This window comes from Spirillospora sp. NPDC048824, assembly GCF_043198455.1.
Classification (GTDB): domain Bacteria; phylum Actinomycetota; class Actinomycetes; order Streptosporangiales; family Streptosporangiaceae; genus Spirillospora.
The window spans coordinates 116,975-131,381 of sequence record NZ_JBICUS010000010.1 but is presented as its reverse complement, the minus strand read 5'-3'; the positions used below and the strand labels follow the sequence as shown (position 1 = coordinate 131,381).

At 68.6% G+C, this 14,407-nt stretch carries 8 protein-coding genes and 1 tRNA gene; all 9 read right to left on the bottom strand.

The window, feature by feature from the left end; translation table 11 throughout:
- Positions 1-970 precede the first annotated feature (970 nt).
- Positions 971-1,047 (bottom strand) — tRNA-Ile (locus ACGFIS_RS21300).
- 67 nt (positions 1,048-1,114) lie between these two features.
- Positions 1,115-2,356 (bottom strand): DUF3566 domain-containing protein, encoded by a 1,242-nt coding sequence (locus tag ACGFIS_RS21295; RefSeq protein ID WP_392903711.1) that lies wholly within the window; start codon positions 2,354-2,356, stop codon positions 1,115-1,117.
- Between the two features lie 42 nt (positions 2,357-2,398).
- On the bottom strand, positions 2,399-4,903 hold the full coding sequence (gyrA, locus tag ACGFIS_RS21290; protein WP_392903714.1) for a DNA gyrase subunit A: 2,505 nt from the start codon (positions 4,901-4,903) through the stop codon (positions 2,399-2,401).
- Between the two features lie 85 nt (positions 4,904-4,988).
- The gene (gene gyrB / locus ACGFIS_RS21285) at positions 4,989-6,905 is read right to left on the bottom strand and encodes a DNA topoisomerase (ATP-hydrolyzing) subunit B (protein WP_392904056.1); all 1,917 of its coding nucleotides are present in this window, start codon (positions 6,903-6,905) and stop codon (positions 4,989-4,991) included.
- A 302-nt stretch (positions 6,906-7,207) separates the two neighbouring features.
- Entirely contained in the window at positions 7,208-7,741 is a 534-nt protein-coding gene (locus tag ACGFIS_RS21280) for a DUF721 domain-containing protein (protein ID WP_392903717.1), read from the bottom strand.
- Positions 7,738-8,883 carry a DNA replication/repair protein RecF gene (gene recF / locus ACGFIS_RS21275; protein ID WP_392972217.1) on the bottom strand — a complete coding sequence of 382 codons (1,146 nt, stop codon included), beginning with the start codon at positions 8,881-8,883 and terminating at the stop codon, positions 7,738-7,740. The genes ACGFIS_RS21280 and recF overlap by 4 nt, the downstream gene beginning before the upstream one ends.
- Positions 8,884-8,921: 38 nt before the next feature.
- Positions 8,922-9,842 (bottom strand): phosphogluconate dehydrogenase (NAD(+)-dependent, decarboxylating), encoded by a 921-nt coding sequence (gene gnd, locus ACGFIS_RS21270; RefSeq protein ID WP_392903721.1) that lies wholly within the window; start codon positions 9,840-9,842, stop codon positions 8,922-8,924.
- Positions 9,843-9,953: 111 nt separating this feature from the next.
- Positions 9,954-11,096 carry a DNA polymerase III subunit beta gene (gene dnaN, locus ACGFIS_RS21265; protein ID WP_392903724.1) on the bottom strand — a complete coding sequence of 381 codons (1,143 nt, stop codon included), beginning with the start codon at positions 11,094-11,096 and terminating at the stop codon, positions 9,954-9,956.
- A gap of 663 nt (positions 11,097-11,759) precedes the next feature.
- On the bottom strand, positions 11,760-13,919 hold the full coding sequence (gene dnaA, locus ACGFIS_RS21260) for a chromosomal replication initiator protein DnaA (protein ID WP_392903726.1): 2,160 nt from the start codon (positions 13,917-13,919) through the stop codon (positions 11,760-11,762).
- Positions 13,920-14,407: the final 488 nt, after the last annotated feature.

The window sequence follows — 14,407 nt, the reverse complement described above, 5'->3', positions numbered from 1 at the left end:
ACGCCACCGCCCTCATCCCACCGCCGCGAAAAGCCATCGGTGAGGCACCGCCGCCCGCTCTCTATCCACAGGCTGGGGACGCCATCCGCACACACCTCCCTCCCCCCGCCGGCAGGTGCTCCAGAAGGCCGCATCCACAGGGAAATCCCCAGAACAGCAGGTCTTTCCACGATTCGAGCGCCAACGTGGACACCGACGACTTCAGCATCCTCGCGGACGGACGGCGATGCAGGGAATCCACAACCTGTGGATAACCGGTGTGCACACCCTGGGTACGGCCGCCGGTTCCAGCGTCCACCATTCTTCCCCAGCTTGCCCCCAACCTCGGCGACCAGTTGTCCACGTCGTGGAAAAGCCGCTGACCAGCAAGGAAGCGCCCCTGGGCGGGTCGTTGCCCACAGTCAGTTCACACCCTGTGGGCAATCCGCCTCCACAACCCGGCGACACCGGTGGACAAGCAGCCCACCATGAATCCCCAGGTGCATCCCCAAGCCGCACAACGGCTCGCAGCACATCCGAACGACACGGGAGAGGATGATGTGTGCATGATCGCAGCCAACAGATCTCGATCTGCCGGGCCCGCGCTATCCACAACCTGTGGAAAAACACTCTCCATCTCGGGATAACCCACCCCTGACCTGCGTGGCCACCCGGCGATGATCCCCGAAGATCGATGGCTGATCTCGCGAGTCGAGTGATCGAACGGTGCCGTGGGTTGATACGCGGTCAACCGGAGAGGCCAGGGCGGCAGCGCGGAGCCGGTGATCGCCGACGGCCGGGCCTGCCTGTGGCTTGACATCGTCGAACTAGGCTTCGCAACGCATCTCGGCGCGGCCACAGGCGACACATTTCCGGACGCGGGATGTTGGCTGGTGCGTCCCGGTGGTGTGGGATCCCAGTGCCACCGGAGTGCCAAAAATCTCGAAGCCGGGTCCGCTGGACGCGGAACCGGCCTCTGAACTGGGATTACTGGTGGGCCTAGGAGGACTTGAACCTCCGGCCTCATCCTTATCAGGGATGCGCTCTAACCGACTGAGCTATAGGCCCGGGTTGTGCCGCTGGTCCGGCGGCGCAACGAGAGGTTACCCCATCTGGCGCGGCAACCGGAAATCGATTACTCGGCCTCCTTGAGGGTCACCTCGACGCCGCCGACGAGGTCGGCCGCGAGGTTGTAGATGACGGAGCCGACGGTGGTCAGGGCGGTGATGAGCAGGACGTTCAGGGCGCCCACGAGGACCGTGTAGCCGAAGATGCGGAAGAAGGAGAACCAGTTGCCCGCATCGACGCTCCCGGTGGTCTCGCCCTGCTCCCTGGTGAGGCTGTTGATCGTGTCGCTGATGGCGTCGAACACGCCCAGGCCGGCCAGGATCGCGTAGAGAACGATGACGGCGACGAGGAGGATGACGAAGCAGACGACGGACATGACGAAGCTGAACTTCATCACCGACCACGGTTCGAGCCGGGCGAGCTGGAGCTGGGCTTTGCGCGCCGGTTTGCCGGGGGTGGCGGTCTTGGACGAGGAGTTCGCGGGCGCCGCCGATGCGAACGGGCGGTTCTTGAGGACGGTGCTCGCGAAGCTCGAGCGGTTCGACCGGCCGGAGTCGCCCCTGTCGGCGCCGGACGAGTTGCCCGCGGCCGGTGACGGGCTGCCCGAGTTGAACGGTTTGGCGGGCTGTTCCGTACGACCTGTGGAAACGGAACCGGACGGTTCGGCGGGCTTGGCCCAGCCCGCCGAGCCGGAACCCGAACGGGCCCCAGAACCGGAAGCGGGACGGGACCCAGAACCCGAACCGGAAGCGGCACGGGACCCAGAACCGGAGGCGGGACGGGACCCAGAACCGGAAGCGGGGCCCGAAGCCGAACCGGTGGTGGCCGGGGCGGTTTCCGAGGACGCCGGTGCCGGGACCGCGGGGGCGGCGGCCTTCGGGACCGCGGGCTTGCCCGGCGGCGGGCTCGCCGGCGTGGAGTCCCTGTCCTTGGGCGGCTCGGTGGTGTCCTTGACCGGGGCGATATCCGATGCGGACGACTCGGCGCCCTTCACCGGCTCGTCCTTGAGGGAGGCGATGTCGGTCCTGGTCTCCTCCGTGTCGGACGCCGGCGTGCCCGAGCCCGTGCCGGACTCAGGCGCGGTACCTGGCTCGGACGCGGCCGTGTCGGTGTCGGCGTCGGTGTCGGGGGAGTTGATTTCGACGGTCGTCTCGTCCCGGCTCGACTTCGCGGACGCGGCGGCCACCGTCTTGCCCGGCTTGCCGGTGGGCTTGGCGCCCGGCTTGGCCCCGGGTTTCTTGCCGGATCCGCCCGCGCCGGCCCCACCGGCGCCGGGCCCGCCCTTGCTCTTGCCGGGCTCGGTGCTCACGTGTCCTCCTGGCCTATCGGCTCGGTGCCGCGTTGGGACCCATCATTCACCGTCGCCCCCCTCGGCGTCGTCTGAGTCCTCCATGGACTCTACGTTCCTCGCGATTGCCACCACGCTGTCCCCGTCCGCGAGGTTCATCAGGCGGACGCCCATGGTCTGCCTGCCGGACTGCTTGATCTCCGCGGCGGTGGTGCGGATGACGCCGCCGTTCGACGTCATCGCGAACACCTCGTCGTCCGGGCCCACCATGAGGGCCCCTACCAGCATTCCTCGCGATTCAACGATCTTAGCGGTGAGTACCCCCTTACCCCCACGGCCTTGGAGCGGGTACTGGTCGACCGGCGTCCGCTTGGCGTAGCCGCCCCGGGTGGCGACCAGGACGTCGTGGGAGGTGTCCTGCACCACGAGCATGTTGAGGACTTCCTGGCTCTCCTCGAAACGCATGCCGATGACGCCGGACGTCGCACGTCCCATCGGCCGCAGCGACTCGTCGTCGGCGCGGAAGCGGATCGCCTGGGCGCCGGTGGAGACCATCAGCAGGTTGTCGTCGGACGAGACGAGCCGCGCGGCGATCACCTCGTCGTCGTCGACGAGGTTGATCGCGATGATCCCGCCGGTGCGGGGGGAGTCGAAGTCCTGCAGCGCGGTCTTCTTGACGCGGCCCTTCTTGGTGCCGAGCACCAGGTAGGGGGCCACACCGTAGTCGCGCAGGGTCATGACCTGGGCGATGTGCTCGTCGGGCTGGAAGGCCAGCAGGTTCGCGACGTGCTGGCCGCGCGAGTCGCGGCCCGAGTCGGGCAGCTCGTAGGCCTTGGCGCGGTAGACGCGGCCCTTGTTGGTGAAGAACAGGATCCAGTTGTGCGTCGAGGTGACGAAGAACTGGTCGACGATGTCGTCCTGCTTGAGCTGCGCGCCGCGGACGCCCTTGCCGCCGCGCCGCTGCGCCCGGTACAGGTCGGTCTTGGTGCGCTTGGCGTAGCCGCCGCGGGTGATGGTGACGACGACGCCCTCTTCGGCGATGAGGTCCTCGTACGACACGTCCCCGTCGAACGGGATGATCTCGGTGCGCCGCTCGTCGCCGAACTTCTCGACGATGGGGGCGAGTTCGTCGCCGACGATCTGGCGCTGCCGCTCGGGCGAGGCCAGGATGTCGTTGTAGTCGGCGATCTCCGCCATGAGCTTGTCGTACTCGTCGGTGATCTGCTGGCGTTCCAGGGCGGCGAGCTTGCGCAGCTGCATGTCGAGGATGGCCTGCGCCTGGATCTCGTCGATCTCCAGGAGGCCCATCAGGCCCTGCTGCGCCTCCTGCGCGGACGGCGAGCGGCGGATGAGGGCGATGACCTCGTCGATGCGGTCGAGGGCCTTCAGGAGGGCGCGCAGGATGTGGGCGCGCTCCTCGGCCTTGCGGAGCAGGAACCGGGTGCGGCGGACGATGACGTCGATCTGGTGGGTGACCCAGTGCCGCACGAACTGGTCGATGCGCAGCGTGCGCGGCACACCGTCGACGAGCGCGAGCATGTTCGCGCCGAACGTCTCCTGCAGCTGGGTGTGCTTGTACAGGTTGTTCAGGACGATCTTGGCGACGGCGTCGCGCTTGAGGACGATGACGAGGCGCTGCCCCGTCCGGCCGGACGTCTCGTCGCGGACGTCGGCGATGCCGTCGAGCTTGCCGTCCTTCACCCCGTCGGCGATCTTGAGCGCGAGGTTGTCCGGGTTGACCTGGTAGGGCAGCTCGGTGACGACGAGGCAGGTGCGGCCCTGGATCTCCTCGACCTCGATGACGGCCCGCATGGTGATGGAGCCGCGGCCCGTGCGGTAGGCGTCCTCGATGCCCTTGCGGCCGACGATCAGCCCGGCGGTCGGGAAGTCGGGGCCCTTGACCCGCTCGATCAGCGCCTCGAGCAGCTCGTCGTCGGAGGCGCCGTAGTTGTCCAGGTACCACCGGACGCCTTCGGCGACCTCGCGCAGATTGTGCGGCGGGATGTTGGTCGCCATCCCGACGGCAATGCCGGCGGACCCGTTGACCAGGAGGTTCGGGTACCGGGACGGGAGGACGTCCGGTTCCTGTGAACGGCCGTCGTAGTTGGGGGAGAAGTCGACGGTCTCCTTGTCGATGTCGCGCAGAAGCTCCATCGCAAGGGGCGCCATGCGGCACTCGGTGTACCGCATGGCCGCGGCGGGGTCGTTGCCGCGCGAGCCGAAGTTGCCGTTGCCGTCGACCAGCGGGTACCGCATCGACCACGGCTGCGCGAGCCGGACGAGCGCGTCGTAGATGGCGGAGTCGCCGTGCGGGTGGTAGTTGCCCATGACGTCGCCGACGACGCGGGCGCATTTGAAGTAGCCGCGGTCGGGACGGTAGCCGCCGTCGTACATCGCGTACAGGACACGGCGGTGGACGGGTTTGAGGCCGTCACGTACCTCGGGCAGCGCGCGCGCGACGATGACCGACATCGCGTAGTCGAGATAGCTCTTCTGCATCTCGACCTGGATGTCGACCGGTTCGATCCGTTCGCCCGGGTGGCCGCCCTCTGTGGTCACGTCCGTCACTCTCAAGACCTCTTCTGCTCGGTGGGATGCAAGTACGGTCGCCTCTGGGAGTCAGGCCGCTGGGAGCCCGGCCGAGGCCCGTACCTCAGATGTCGAGGAAGCGCACGTCCTTCGCGTTGCGCTGGATGAACTCCCGGCGGGGCTCGACCTCCTCGCCCATGAGCACGCTGAACAGCTCGTCGGCCTGCGCGGCGTCGTCGAGCTGCACCTGCAGCAGGACCCGGTTGTCGGGGTCCATGGTGGTGTCCCAGAGCTCGTTGGCGTTCATCTCGCCGAGGCCCTTGAAGCGCTGCACCAGGTCGCGGGGACGCGGGTCGCGCTTGCCGGCGGCCACCCCGGCCTCGATGATCGCGTCGCGTTCGGAGTCGGAGTAGGCGTAGTCGGCCTCGGTGCCCCGCGAGTCCCACTTGATCTTGTAGAGCGGGGGCTGGGACAGGTAGACGTGCCCGGCCTCTATCAGCGGCTTCATGAACCGGAACAGCAGCGTCAGCAGCAGCGTGTTGATGTGGTGGCCGTCGACGTCCGCGTCCGACATCAGGATGATCTTGTGGTAGCGCAGCCGCGTGATGTCGAACTCGTCGTGCACCCCGGTGCCGAGCGCGGTGATGATCGCCTGCACCTCGTTGTTCTTCAGGATCCGGTCGATCCTGGCCTTCTCCACGTTGAGGATCTTGCCGCGGATCGGCAGGATCGCCTGGAAGTGCGGGTTGCGGCCGCCCTTGGCCGAGCCGCCCGCCGAGTCGCCCTCGACGATGTACAGCTCCGACTTGGCCGGGTCGGTGGACTGGCAGTCCGACAGCTTGCCGGGCAGCGACGTCGACTCCAGCAGGCTCTTGCGGCGGGTCAGGTCGCGCGCCTGCCGCGCCGCCACCCGGGCCCGCGCCGCCTGCGACGCCTTGTTGATGATCTCCTTGGCCTCGCCGGGGTTCTCCTCGAACCAGTCCCGCAGGTGCTCGTTGCATGCCTTCTGGACGAAGGACTTGGCCTCGGTGTTGCCGAGCTTCGTCTTGGTCTGCCCCTCGAACTGCGGGTCCGCCAGCTTGATCGAGATGATCGCGGTGAGGCCCTCGCGGACGTCCTCGCCGGTGAGGTTGTCGTCCTTGTCGCGCAGCAGGCCCTTGTCGCGGGCGTACCGGTTGACGATCGTGGTGAGCGCCGCCCGGAACCCCTCCTCGTGGGTGCCGCCCTCCGCCGTGTTGATCGTGTTGGCGAAGGTGTGCACGGACTCGGCGTACGACGAGTTCCACTGCATGGCGATTTCCAGGGACATGCCCGTGGTGTCGTCGTCGAAGTAGACCACCGACTCGTGGGCGGCGTCCTTGCGCGCGTTGATGTAACGCACGAAGTCCTCGATGCCGCCCTCGTAGTGGTACCGGACGATGTGCGGCTCGCCGTTGATGTAGTCGGGACGGTCGTCCCGCAGGGTGATGGCCAGGCCGCGGTTGAGGAACGCCATCTCCTGCATGCGGCGGGAGAGGGTCTCGAAGTTCCATTCGAGGGTCTCGAAGATCGCGGGGTCCGGCCAGAACGTGATGAGGGTGCCGGTCTCCTCGGTCGGCTCGCCCTTGCTCAGCTCGGTCTCGGGGCCCTGCCACGTGTACGACTGGCGCCAGACGTGGCCGTCGGTGCGGACTTCGGCCTCCATCCGCGACGAAAGCGCGTTCACCACCGCGGAACCGACACCGTGCAGGCCGCCCGAGACGGCATAGGACTTGCCGTCGAACTTGCCGCCCGCGTGCAGCGTGGTCAGCACCAGCTCGATGGCCGGACGTTTCTCCACGGGGTGCATGCCCACGGGGATTCCGCGGCCGTTGTCGAGCACGCTCACGCCGCCGTCGGCCATCAGGTTCACCACGATGTCGTCGGCATAGCCGGCGAGGGCCTCGTCGACCGCGTTGTCCACGATCTCGTAGACGAGGTGGTGCAGGCCGCGCTCACCGGTCGAGCCGATGTACATGCCGGGGCGCTTGCGAACCGCCTCAAGCCCTTCAAGGACAGTGATCGAACTAGCGTCGTACGCCAAAGGAGATCCTCCTGCCGGGGATGTCTGCCGCTCCGCACCCGAGGGAGGTGCGGTGTGCCCCGTAACACACATGAGGGCGCCCGGTCGTGCTCTGTTCGTCTTGGTCAGAGGCCCGGGCACCCTTTGGCGGCGCAGCATCCTGAACCGATTTCATTCTACCGGGTGACGCGGCCAAAAGTGGCACTCCCGAGCGCTGTGTGCGCGTGTGGCGGCCGGGTGGCCCTGGAGCTACACCCCCCTATAGGACCGGGGGGATTCTCTGGCCTCCGTGGCGCTGGCTGTCAGCGGACGCGCCAGGCGCCGGTGCGGCGCGGGCCGGACGAGGGGCCCACCACCTTCACCCGGCGAACGGTGCCGTGGCCGAGCTCCTCGTTCAGCCTCCGGACGAGCGTGGACGACAGCAGGCGAAGCTGCGTCGCCCAGGTCGTCGAGTCGGCGGCGACGGTCAGCACACCCTCCTCGAAGTGCTCCGGCCGGGTGTGCTCGGCGAGCTCAGCGCCGACGATGCCGGCCCAGTTGCCGAACACGCCGCCGACCGCCGCCCTCTGCTCCCATCCGCGGGACGCCAGCAGATCGCGGATCGCGGAGCCGAACAGCTTGGGATCGCCGCCCCGCCCGGGATCCCTCGTCCGGACGACCCGTCCACCGCTTCTGCGTTTGCCGTTCTGGCCGGGGAGCGTGCCGCGCTTCAGGGCGTCCGCCTTCGCCTGGGCGAGCGCCTCGCGGGCCAGTTCGATGCCCGACTTGGCCGGCGGGCCGTTCGCCTCTTCCGCGAGCTCGGGGGAGTTGTGCACATCCTGTGGATCATCGGTCACGCGCTCGCCCCTTCCGGTCGGTCCCGGACGACCTCGCCGTCGGAGACGGTATAGGAAGCCCCCGTCAATTCGGCCGGCACATCGGCGGGGACGGCCGCCGTGATGAGCACCTGCTCGGCCGGGGCGACCATCCCGGCCAGCCGGGCGCGGCGGCCGGTGTCCAGCTCCGCGAACACGTCGTCCAGGATCAGCACCGGGTCGTCGCCGTCCGCCCTCAGCAGGTCGAACGCGGCGAGCCGCAGCCCGAGCGCGAACGACCACGACTCGCCGTGGCTGGCGTAGCCCCGCGCCGGCAGCTCCCCCAGCCGCAGGACGAGCTCGTCGCGGTGCGGCCCGATGAGGCTCACTCCGCGTTCCAGCTCCTGCTTGCGTGACTCCCCTACCGCCGCCAGCAGTTGCTCGGCCAGTTCTCCACGGTCTGTGGACAACTCGGCGTCCCCCAGCGAGCTCCTGTAGTGAAGGGTGGCCGCGTCGCCGCCCGGTGCGAGCGCCGCGTAGGCGCTGACGACGAGCGGGGTGAGCGCATCGACCAGGTCCAGCCGGGCGGCCAGAAGCTCGGACCCGGTGCGCGCCAGATGCGAATCCCACACGTCCAGGGTCGCGAGGACCTCCGGGCCAGGGGAGCGCCTGTGCGCGGCCGCCGATTTCAACAGGGCGTTGCGCTGCTTGAGGACGCGGTCATAGTCGGACCGCACACCCGCGAAACGCGGGGCCCGCGCGGTCAGCAACTCGTCCATGAACCGCCGCCGCTCCCCCGGATCGCCCTTCACCAGCGAGAGGTCCTCCGGGGCGAACAGCACCGTCCGCAGCATCCCCAGGATTTCGCGCGGCCTGGGGACGGGGGACCGGTTGAGCCGCGCCCGGTTCGCCTTCCCCGGGTTGATCTCCAGCTCGATCAGCGCCTTGCGGTCGTCCTTCACCACCCCGGCGCGCACGATCGCGCGGGGGGCGCCGTGCCGGACGAGCGGCGCGTCCGTCGCCACCCGGTGGCTGCCGTGCGCGGCGACGTACCCGATGGCCTCGACCAGGTTCGTCTTCCCCTGGCCGTTCGGGCCCACGAACGCGGTGACCCCCGGCTCGAGCGCGACCTCCGCGGCCGGGTACGAGCGGAAGTCCTGCAAGGAAAGGTGGGCGACGTGCACGAGACACGAGCGTAGAGGCTCCGATGACTCGCGGAGTCTCAGACCGGGGGCGGGGTGACGTCGGCGCCGGGGGAGTCGCCGTCGCCTACGGCCTCGACCGCGTGGCCGCCGAACTGTTTGCGGAGTGCGGCGACGACCCTCATCGTGGGCGAGTCCTCCTGCCTGGAGGCGAACCGCGCGAACAGGGAGGCGCTGATGGCGGGCAGGGGGACGGCGTGCTCGATCGCGGCCTGCACCGTCCAGCGGCCCTCGCCGGAGTCGTTGGCGTAGCCGCGCAGGTCGTCCAGCTCGGGGTCGTCGGCCAGGGCGCGGTTCAGCAGGTCCAGCAGCCAGGAGCGGATGACCGTGCCCTCCTGCCAGCTCAGGAACGTCTCCGGCACCCTGGTCACGAGGTCGCTGGCCTCGATCAGCTCGTAGCCCTCGCCGAACGCCTGCATCATCGCGTACTCGATGCCGTTGTGGACCATCTTCACGTAGTGGCCGGCGCCGACCTTGCCGGAGTGGACGAAGCCGTACTCGCCCGCCGGCTTGAGCGTCTCGAAGATCGGCATCAGGCGCTTCACGGTGTCGTCGTCGCCGCCGACCATGAGCGCGTAGCCGTTCTCCAGGCCCCACACGCCGCCGCTGACGCCGCAGTCCACGAACCCGATCCCCTTGGCGGCCAACTCTTCGCCGTGTTTCTGGTCGTCCACATAGTGTGAATTGCCGCCGTCGACGACGACGTCACCGGGCTGAAGGATTTCCCCCAGCCTGTGGATGGTGTCGGCGGTGGGCTTCCCGGCGGGCACCATCACCCACACGGCGCGCGGCGGGGACAGCCGTTCGGCCAGTTCCTCCACCGAGCCGACGTCGGTGATGCCGGGATCGCGGTCATAGCCGACGATCGTGTGGCCGCCCCGGCGCAGCCGCTCGGCCATGTTGCCGCCCATCTTGCCCAGGCCGATGATCCCAAGCTCCATGCAAGCTCACTCTCCCTGCGTAACTGCACGCGTGCGCGACCGCACGGCTGCGCGATCCCCACGGCTGGGGTGGCCGCACGCGCCGGTCTTGATGGCTCCCTTACCCCCGGATCACCCGGACAGCCGGACGGGCATGATCAGGTAACGGTAGTTCGGGTTCTCGCCGTCCTGCGGCGGCTTACCGGTGAGGACGGCCGGCTTCGTCGGGGTGGTGAACGACAGCCGGGCGATGTCCGAGCCGATCGCAGAGAGCCCGTCGAGGAGGAACGCGGGGTTGAAGGCGATGTCGATGTCCTCGCCCTCCAGCTTCGCCTCCAGGGCCTCGACGGCCTGAGCCTCGTCCCCGGTCCCGGCCTCCAGGACGACCTCGCCCTGGCTGAACGAGCACCGCACGGGGGTGTTGCGCTCGGCGACCAGCGACACGCGTTTGACGGCCTCGATGAACGGCGCGGTCTGGATCTCGGCGAGGCCCGCGTACTCACTCGGCAGCAGCGACCTGTACTTGACGAAGTCGCCGTCCAGGAGCCGGGACGTCGTCCGGCGGCCGCCGCCCTCGAACCCGATCATGCCTTCGCCGGCACCGCCCGTCGCGGCGAGCGCGATCGACACCTCCGCACCGGCCGTCAGTGACTTGGCCGTGTCGGCGAGCGTCTTGGCGGGGACGAGCGCGACGGCGGAGAAGTCGGGACGTTCCGGCTTCCAGTGCAGTTCACGGACGGCCAGCCTGTAGCGGTCGGTGGACGCCAGAGTGACGGTCTCGCCCTCGATTTCCACACGGACACCGGTCAGCATGGGGATCGTGTCGTCCTTGCCTGCGGCGATCGCGACCTGCGACACGGCGGCGGCGAACTCGTCACTGCCCACGGACCCGGCGGCGGGCGGCATCTCCGGCAGGGTCGGGTAGTCCTCCACGGGCATGGTGAGAAGTGTGAACTTCGCGCTGCCGCAGCGGAGCATCACCTTTGCGCCGTCCGTCGTCACCTCCACAGGGTGGGGAGGAAGGCTGCGGGAAATCTCGGCGAGCAGCCGCCCGGACACCAGGGCCGTCCCGGCCTCCTCCACGTCGATCTCCGTGGACACCTGGGCGGAGACCTCGTAGTCGAAGGCGGACAGCTTCAGCCGATCACTGTTCTCCTCGCCTCCGGCGACGATGTGCATGCCCGCGAGGACCGGTACCGGCGGGCGGACCGGCAGCGTGCGCGCGGTCCACGCGACGGCGTCAGCGAGGGCGTCTCTGTCGATGCGGAACTTCAAGGGGACCCGCCTCCTGCAGGTGTCGGACAACGGTGAGGTGGTGCTGGCTCGGCCGGAGCACTCGGGGCAGGTTCTCCCCAGGCCCTGACTTGAGGTGAATCTTTTCTTGGATAGAGAAGAGGTGCAGTACTAGTCATAGGGGCGGTGGATAGTGTGGACAGACCTCGTTTTCCCAGGTGAGGCCGCGTTTCTTTGTCCACTGGTCCTGTGCATCGGCGGTGGACGGCGCGGAGGCGCCTGGGGACGGCGAAATCATCCCCACACGTCGTCCTCATGTCATCCCCCGGTTTTCCACGAGTTCTCCACGGGTATGCCGGTGGTTTCGACGGCCTGTGTACACGGGACCTGTGATCGCCGAGTTCACCCCCAGGCCCGTCCCCAGGTCGTCCACCGGTCGTCCACTGGTTTTCCCCAAGAGGCCGGGTGCGGGTGCACAGCGGGTCCACATCCGTCCACAGTTCATCCTCAGCTTCTCCATGGGTTGCCCACCGGGTTATCCACGAAAATCCCCAGAGTTTTCCACAACTTGTGAGTAGCGGCTCCGGATCTCGGGGGATGCGCGTCTTTTGCCGGTTTCGCCTGGCGAACGGGGTGTGGACGAGTCGATGGCGTTCGGTCCACAGGGATCCTGCCGGTCTGTCCACAATGTGTACGCCCGCGCCGTCAGCGCTTGCGGGCCTGGTGCTTGATCCGTCCCGTCAGCTCCGTGACCTGGTTGTATATGGCACGGCGCTCGGCCATCAGCGACCGGATCTTGCGCTCGGCGTGCATCACCGTCGTGTGGTCGCGGCCCCCGAACTGCTGCCCGATCTTGGGGAGCGACAGCTCGGTCAGCTCCCGGCACAGGTACATCGCGATCTGCCGGGCGGTCACGAGCATCCGCGACCGCGACGGGCCGCACAGGTCCTCGATCGTCGTCCCGAAGTACTCCACCGTCTGCGCCATGATCATCGCGGCGGTGATCTCGGGACCGGAGTCGTTGGGGATGAGGTCCTTCAGGACGATCTCGGCGAGCTTCATGTCCACCGACTGCCGGTTCAGGCTCGCGAACGCCGTGACCCGGATCAGCGCGCCCTCCAGCTCGCGGATGTTCGTCGCGATCTGCGAGGCGATGAACTCCAGCACGTCCGGCGGCGCGGCCAGGCCCTCCTGGCGCGCCTTCTTCTGCAGGATCGCGATCCGCGTCTCCAGCTCGGGCGGCTGGACGTCGGTCGTCAGCCCCCACTCGAACCGGTTGCGCAGCCGGTCCTCCAGCGTCACCAGCTCCTTGGGCGGACGGTCACTGGAGATCACGATCTGCTTGCTGGCGTTGTGCAGCGTGTTGAAGGTGTGGAAGAACTCCTCCTGCGTCTGCTCCTTGCCCTCAAGGAACTGGATGTCGTCGACGAGGAGGATGTCCACATCCCGGTAGCGGCGGCGGAACCCGTCGGCCTTTCCGTCACGGATCGAGTTGATGAAGTCGTTGGTGAATTCCTCTGAACTCACATACCGGACACGTGCCCCATTAAAGAGGCTCTGTGCGTAATGCCCGATCGCGTGGAGAAGGTGCGTCTTGCCGAGACCCGAGTCGCCGTAGACGAACAGCGGGTTGTACGCCTTAGCCGGCTGCTCGGCCACCGCGACCGCGGCGGCGTGCGCGAACCTGTTCGACGACCCGATGACGAACGTCTCGAACGTGTACTTGGGGTTCAGCCGGGCGTGCTCGGACGCACCCGACCCCGACCCCGCACTGGTGCCGGGCCCTCCCCCGCCGCCGCCCGGTGCCGGCACGGGGCCGCGGGAGTCGGAGCCCGCCTCGTCCCGGAAGGCGCTCTCACCGCGGTAGGGCTCCTCGCCGCGGTACTGCTCGCCACCGCCGTACTGCTCGGAGCCGTACTGCTGTTGCTCGCCGCTGGGGAACGACGGGTCTCCGCCCTGGAACGTGTCTTCCGCATGCCCGGGCTGTGACTCGTTCCCACCGTGCTGGGGCTCGTGCCCCATCTGCTCTGCACGGCCGCCGGAACGGCGCGGGCCGAGCGTACGGTCGTTCAGATGCGAATGCGGGGGCCGTCCCGGCGGCTCACCGCCGAAGCCTTCTTGCCCCCCGTAACCCGGGGGATAGCCCTGCGGGCCGCGTCCCTCGTACGGGGACGGGCCCCGTCCGCCCGGGCCCGCCCCGTACGCGGGGGGACGAGGCGCCGGCGGATAAGACCCACGGTCGTCGTCCTGAGCCTGTGGATAACCTCCGGGCGAGCCATGGCTGCGGGTACCTCCCGGCTGCGGCCGGTACCCCTGATCGCCGAAAGGCTGCTCCGGGTACGGACGGTCGGACCGCTCGCCGTAGGACGGATCGGAGCCGTACTGCTGCTCGCCGTACTGCTGCTCGGCGCCGCCGTACGCCTGATCCTGATAGGGGCGATCACGGTCGCGCTCGGCCTGCGGCCGTTCCCCGTAGGGATCGCCATAAGAAGAAGGTGTGGGTTCGTGTGCCCCGAGCCCGGCCCCCGGACCGGGGATCGGCGCGGACAGCGGCTCCCCGGCTCCCGGGCGCGCGCCGCCTCCAGGGCCGGCACCGGGCGCGGCGGGCGGGTCCGGCTGGACGGTCACCGCAACACGGATCTCCCTGCCCAGCTCATGCGACAGAGCCTGCGTGATGAGGTTGCGCAGCCGGGTCTCCAGCGCGTCCTTGGCGAACTCGTTCGGTGCCGCGAGCAGAGCCGTCCCCTCGACCAGCGCCAGCGGACGGACCATCGGCAGCCAGGCGCGGTAACTCGGAGACAGATCACTCTCGGACAGTGCGGTGAGGGTGCGGGCCCAGACCGATCCGAGATCCTGACCGTCCATGCGCAAGGTCCCTCCCCCTCCGTTCTACGGAGTACCTGACTGCCCGGCTCTCCCGCGGGTCTCGACCGGCCTCACAGGGCACGGTCGCGACGCGGAAGACTTACTCTCTCACGAGTTGTCCACAGAGTTGTCCACATGCTGTGCATAGGCATCGGGGACCCTGTGTAAAACCCGTACGGCGGGTTCCGGTAATCGGGGTCGGGAAGTCTCCGGCCTTCTGAGGGCCGGTGCGGGGCGATTCTCAAGCGGGGGCGTCGTGCGGGGCAGAACACCGACATCGGTCGTCGAATTCGTCGAAGGAGCGTCGGCTCGCCCGGACGACCCTAACCGCTGTGAGCCACACCCGCAACACGATCCAACCTCCGTCCCTCCCGGCCTCCGCGTCCACATCCGGGCAGGTTGCCGGGCGGCGGACGTGCCGGTGAGATGCCCGGTGGGGGTCGGGTGGAGACGTAGCTCAGTTTGACCGGATACCCGGGTTGCCCGTA

Excerpts from the sequence above, each read along its gene's own strand:
- gnd (WP_392903721.1), bottom strand. The coding sequence starts at position 9,842 with ATGGAGCTTGGGATCATCGGCCTGGGCAAGATGGGCGGCAACATGGCC.
- dnaA (WP_392903726.1), bottom strand. The coding sequence starts at position 13,919 with ATGGACGGTCAGGATCTCGGATCGGTCTGGGCCCGCACCCTCACCGCA.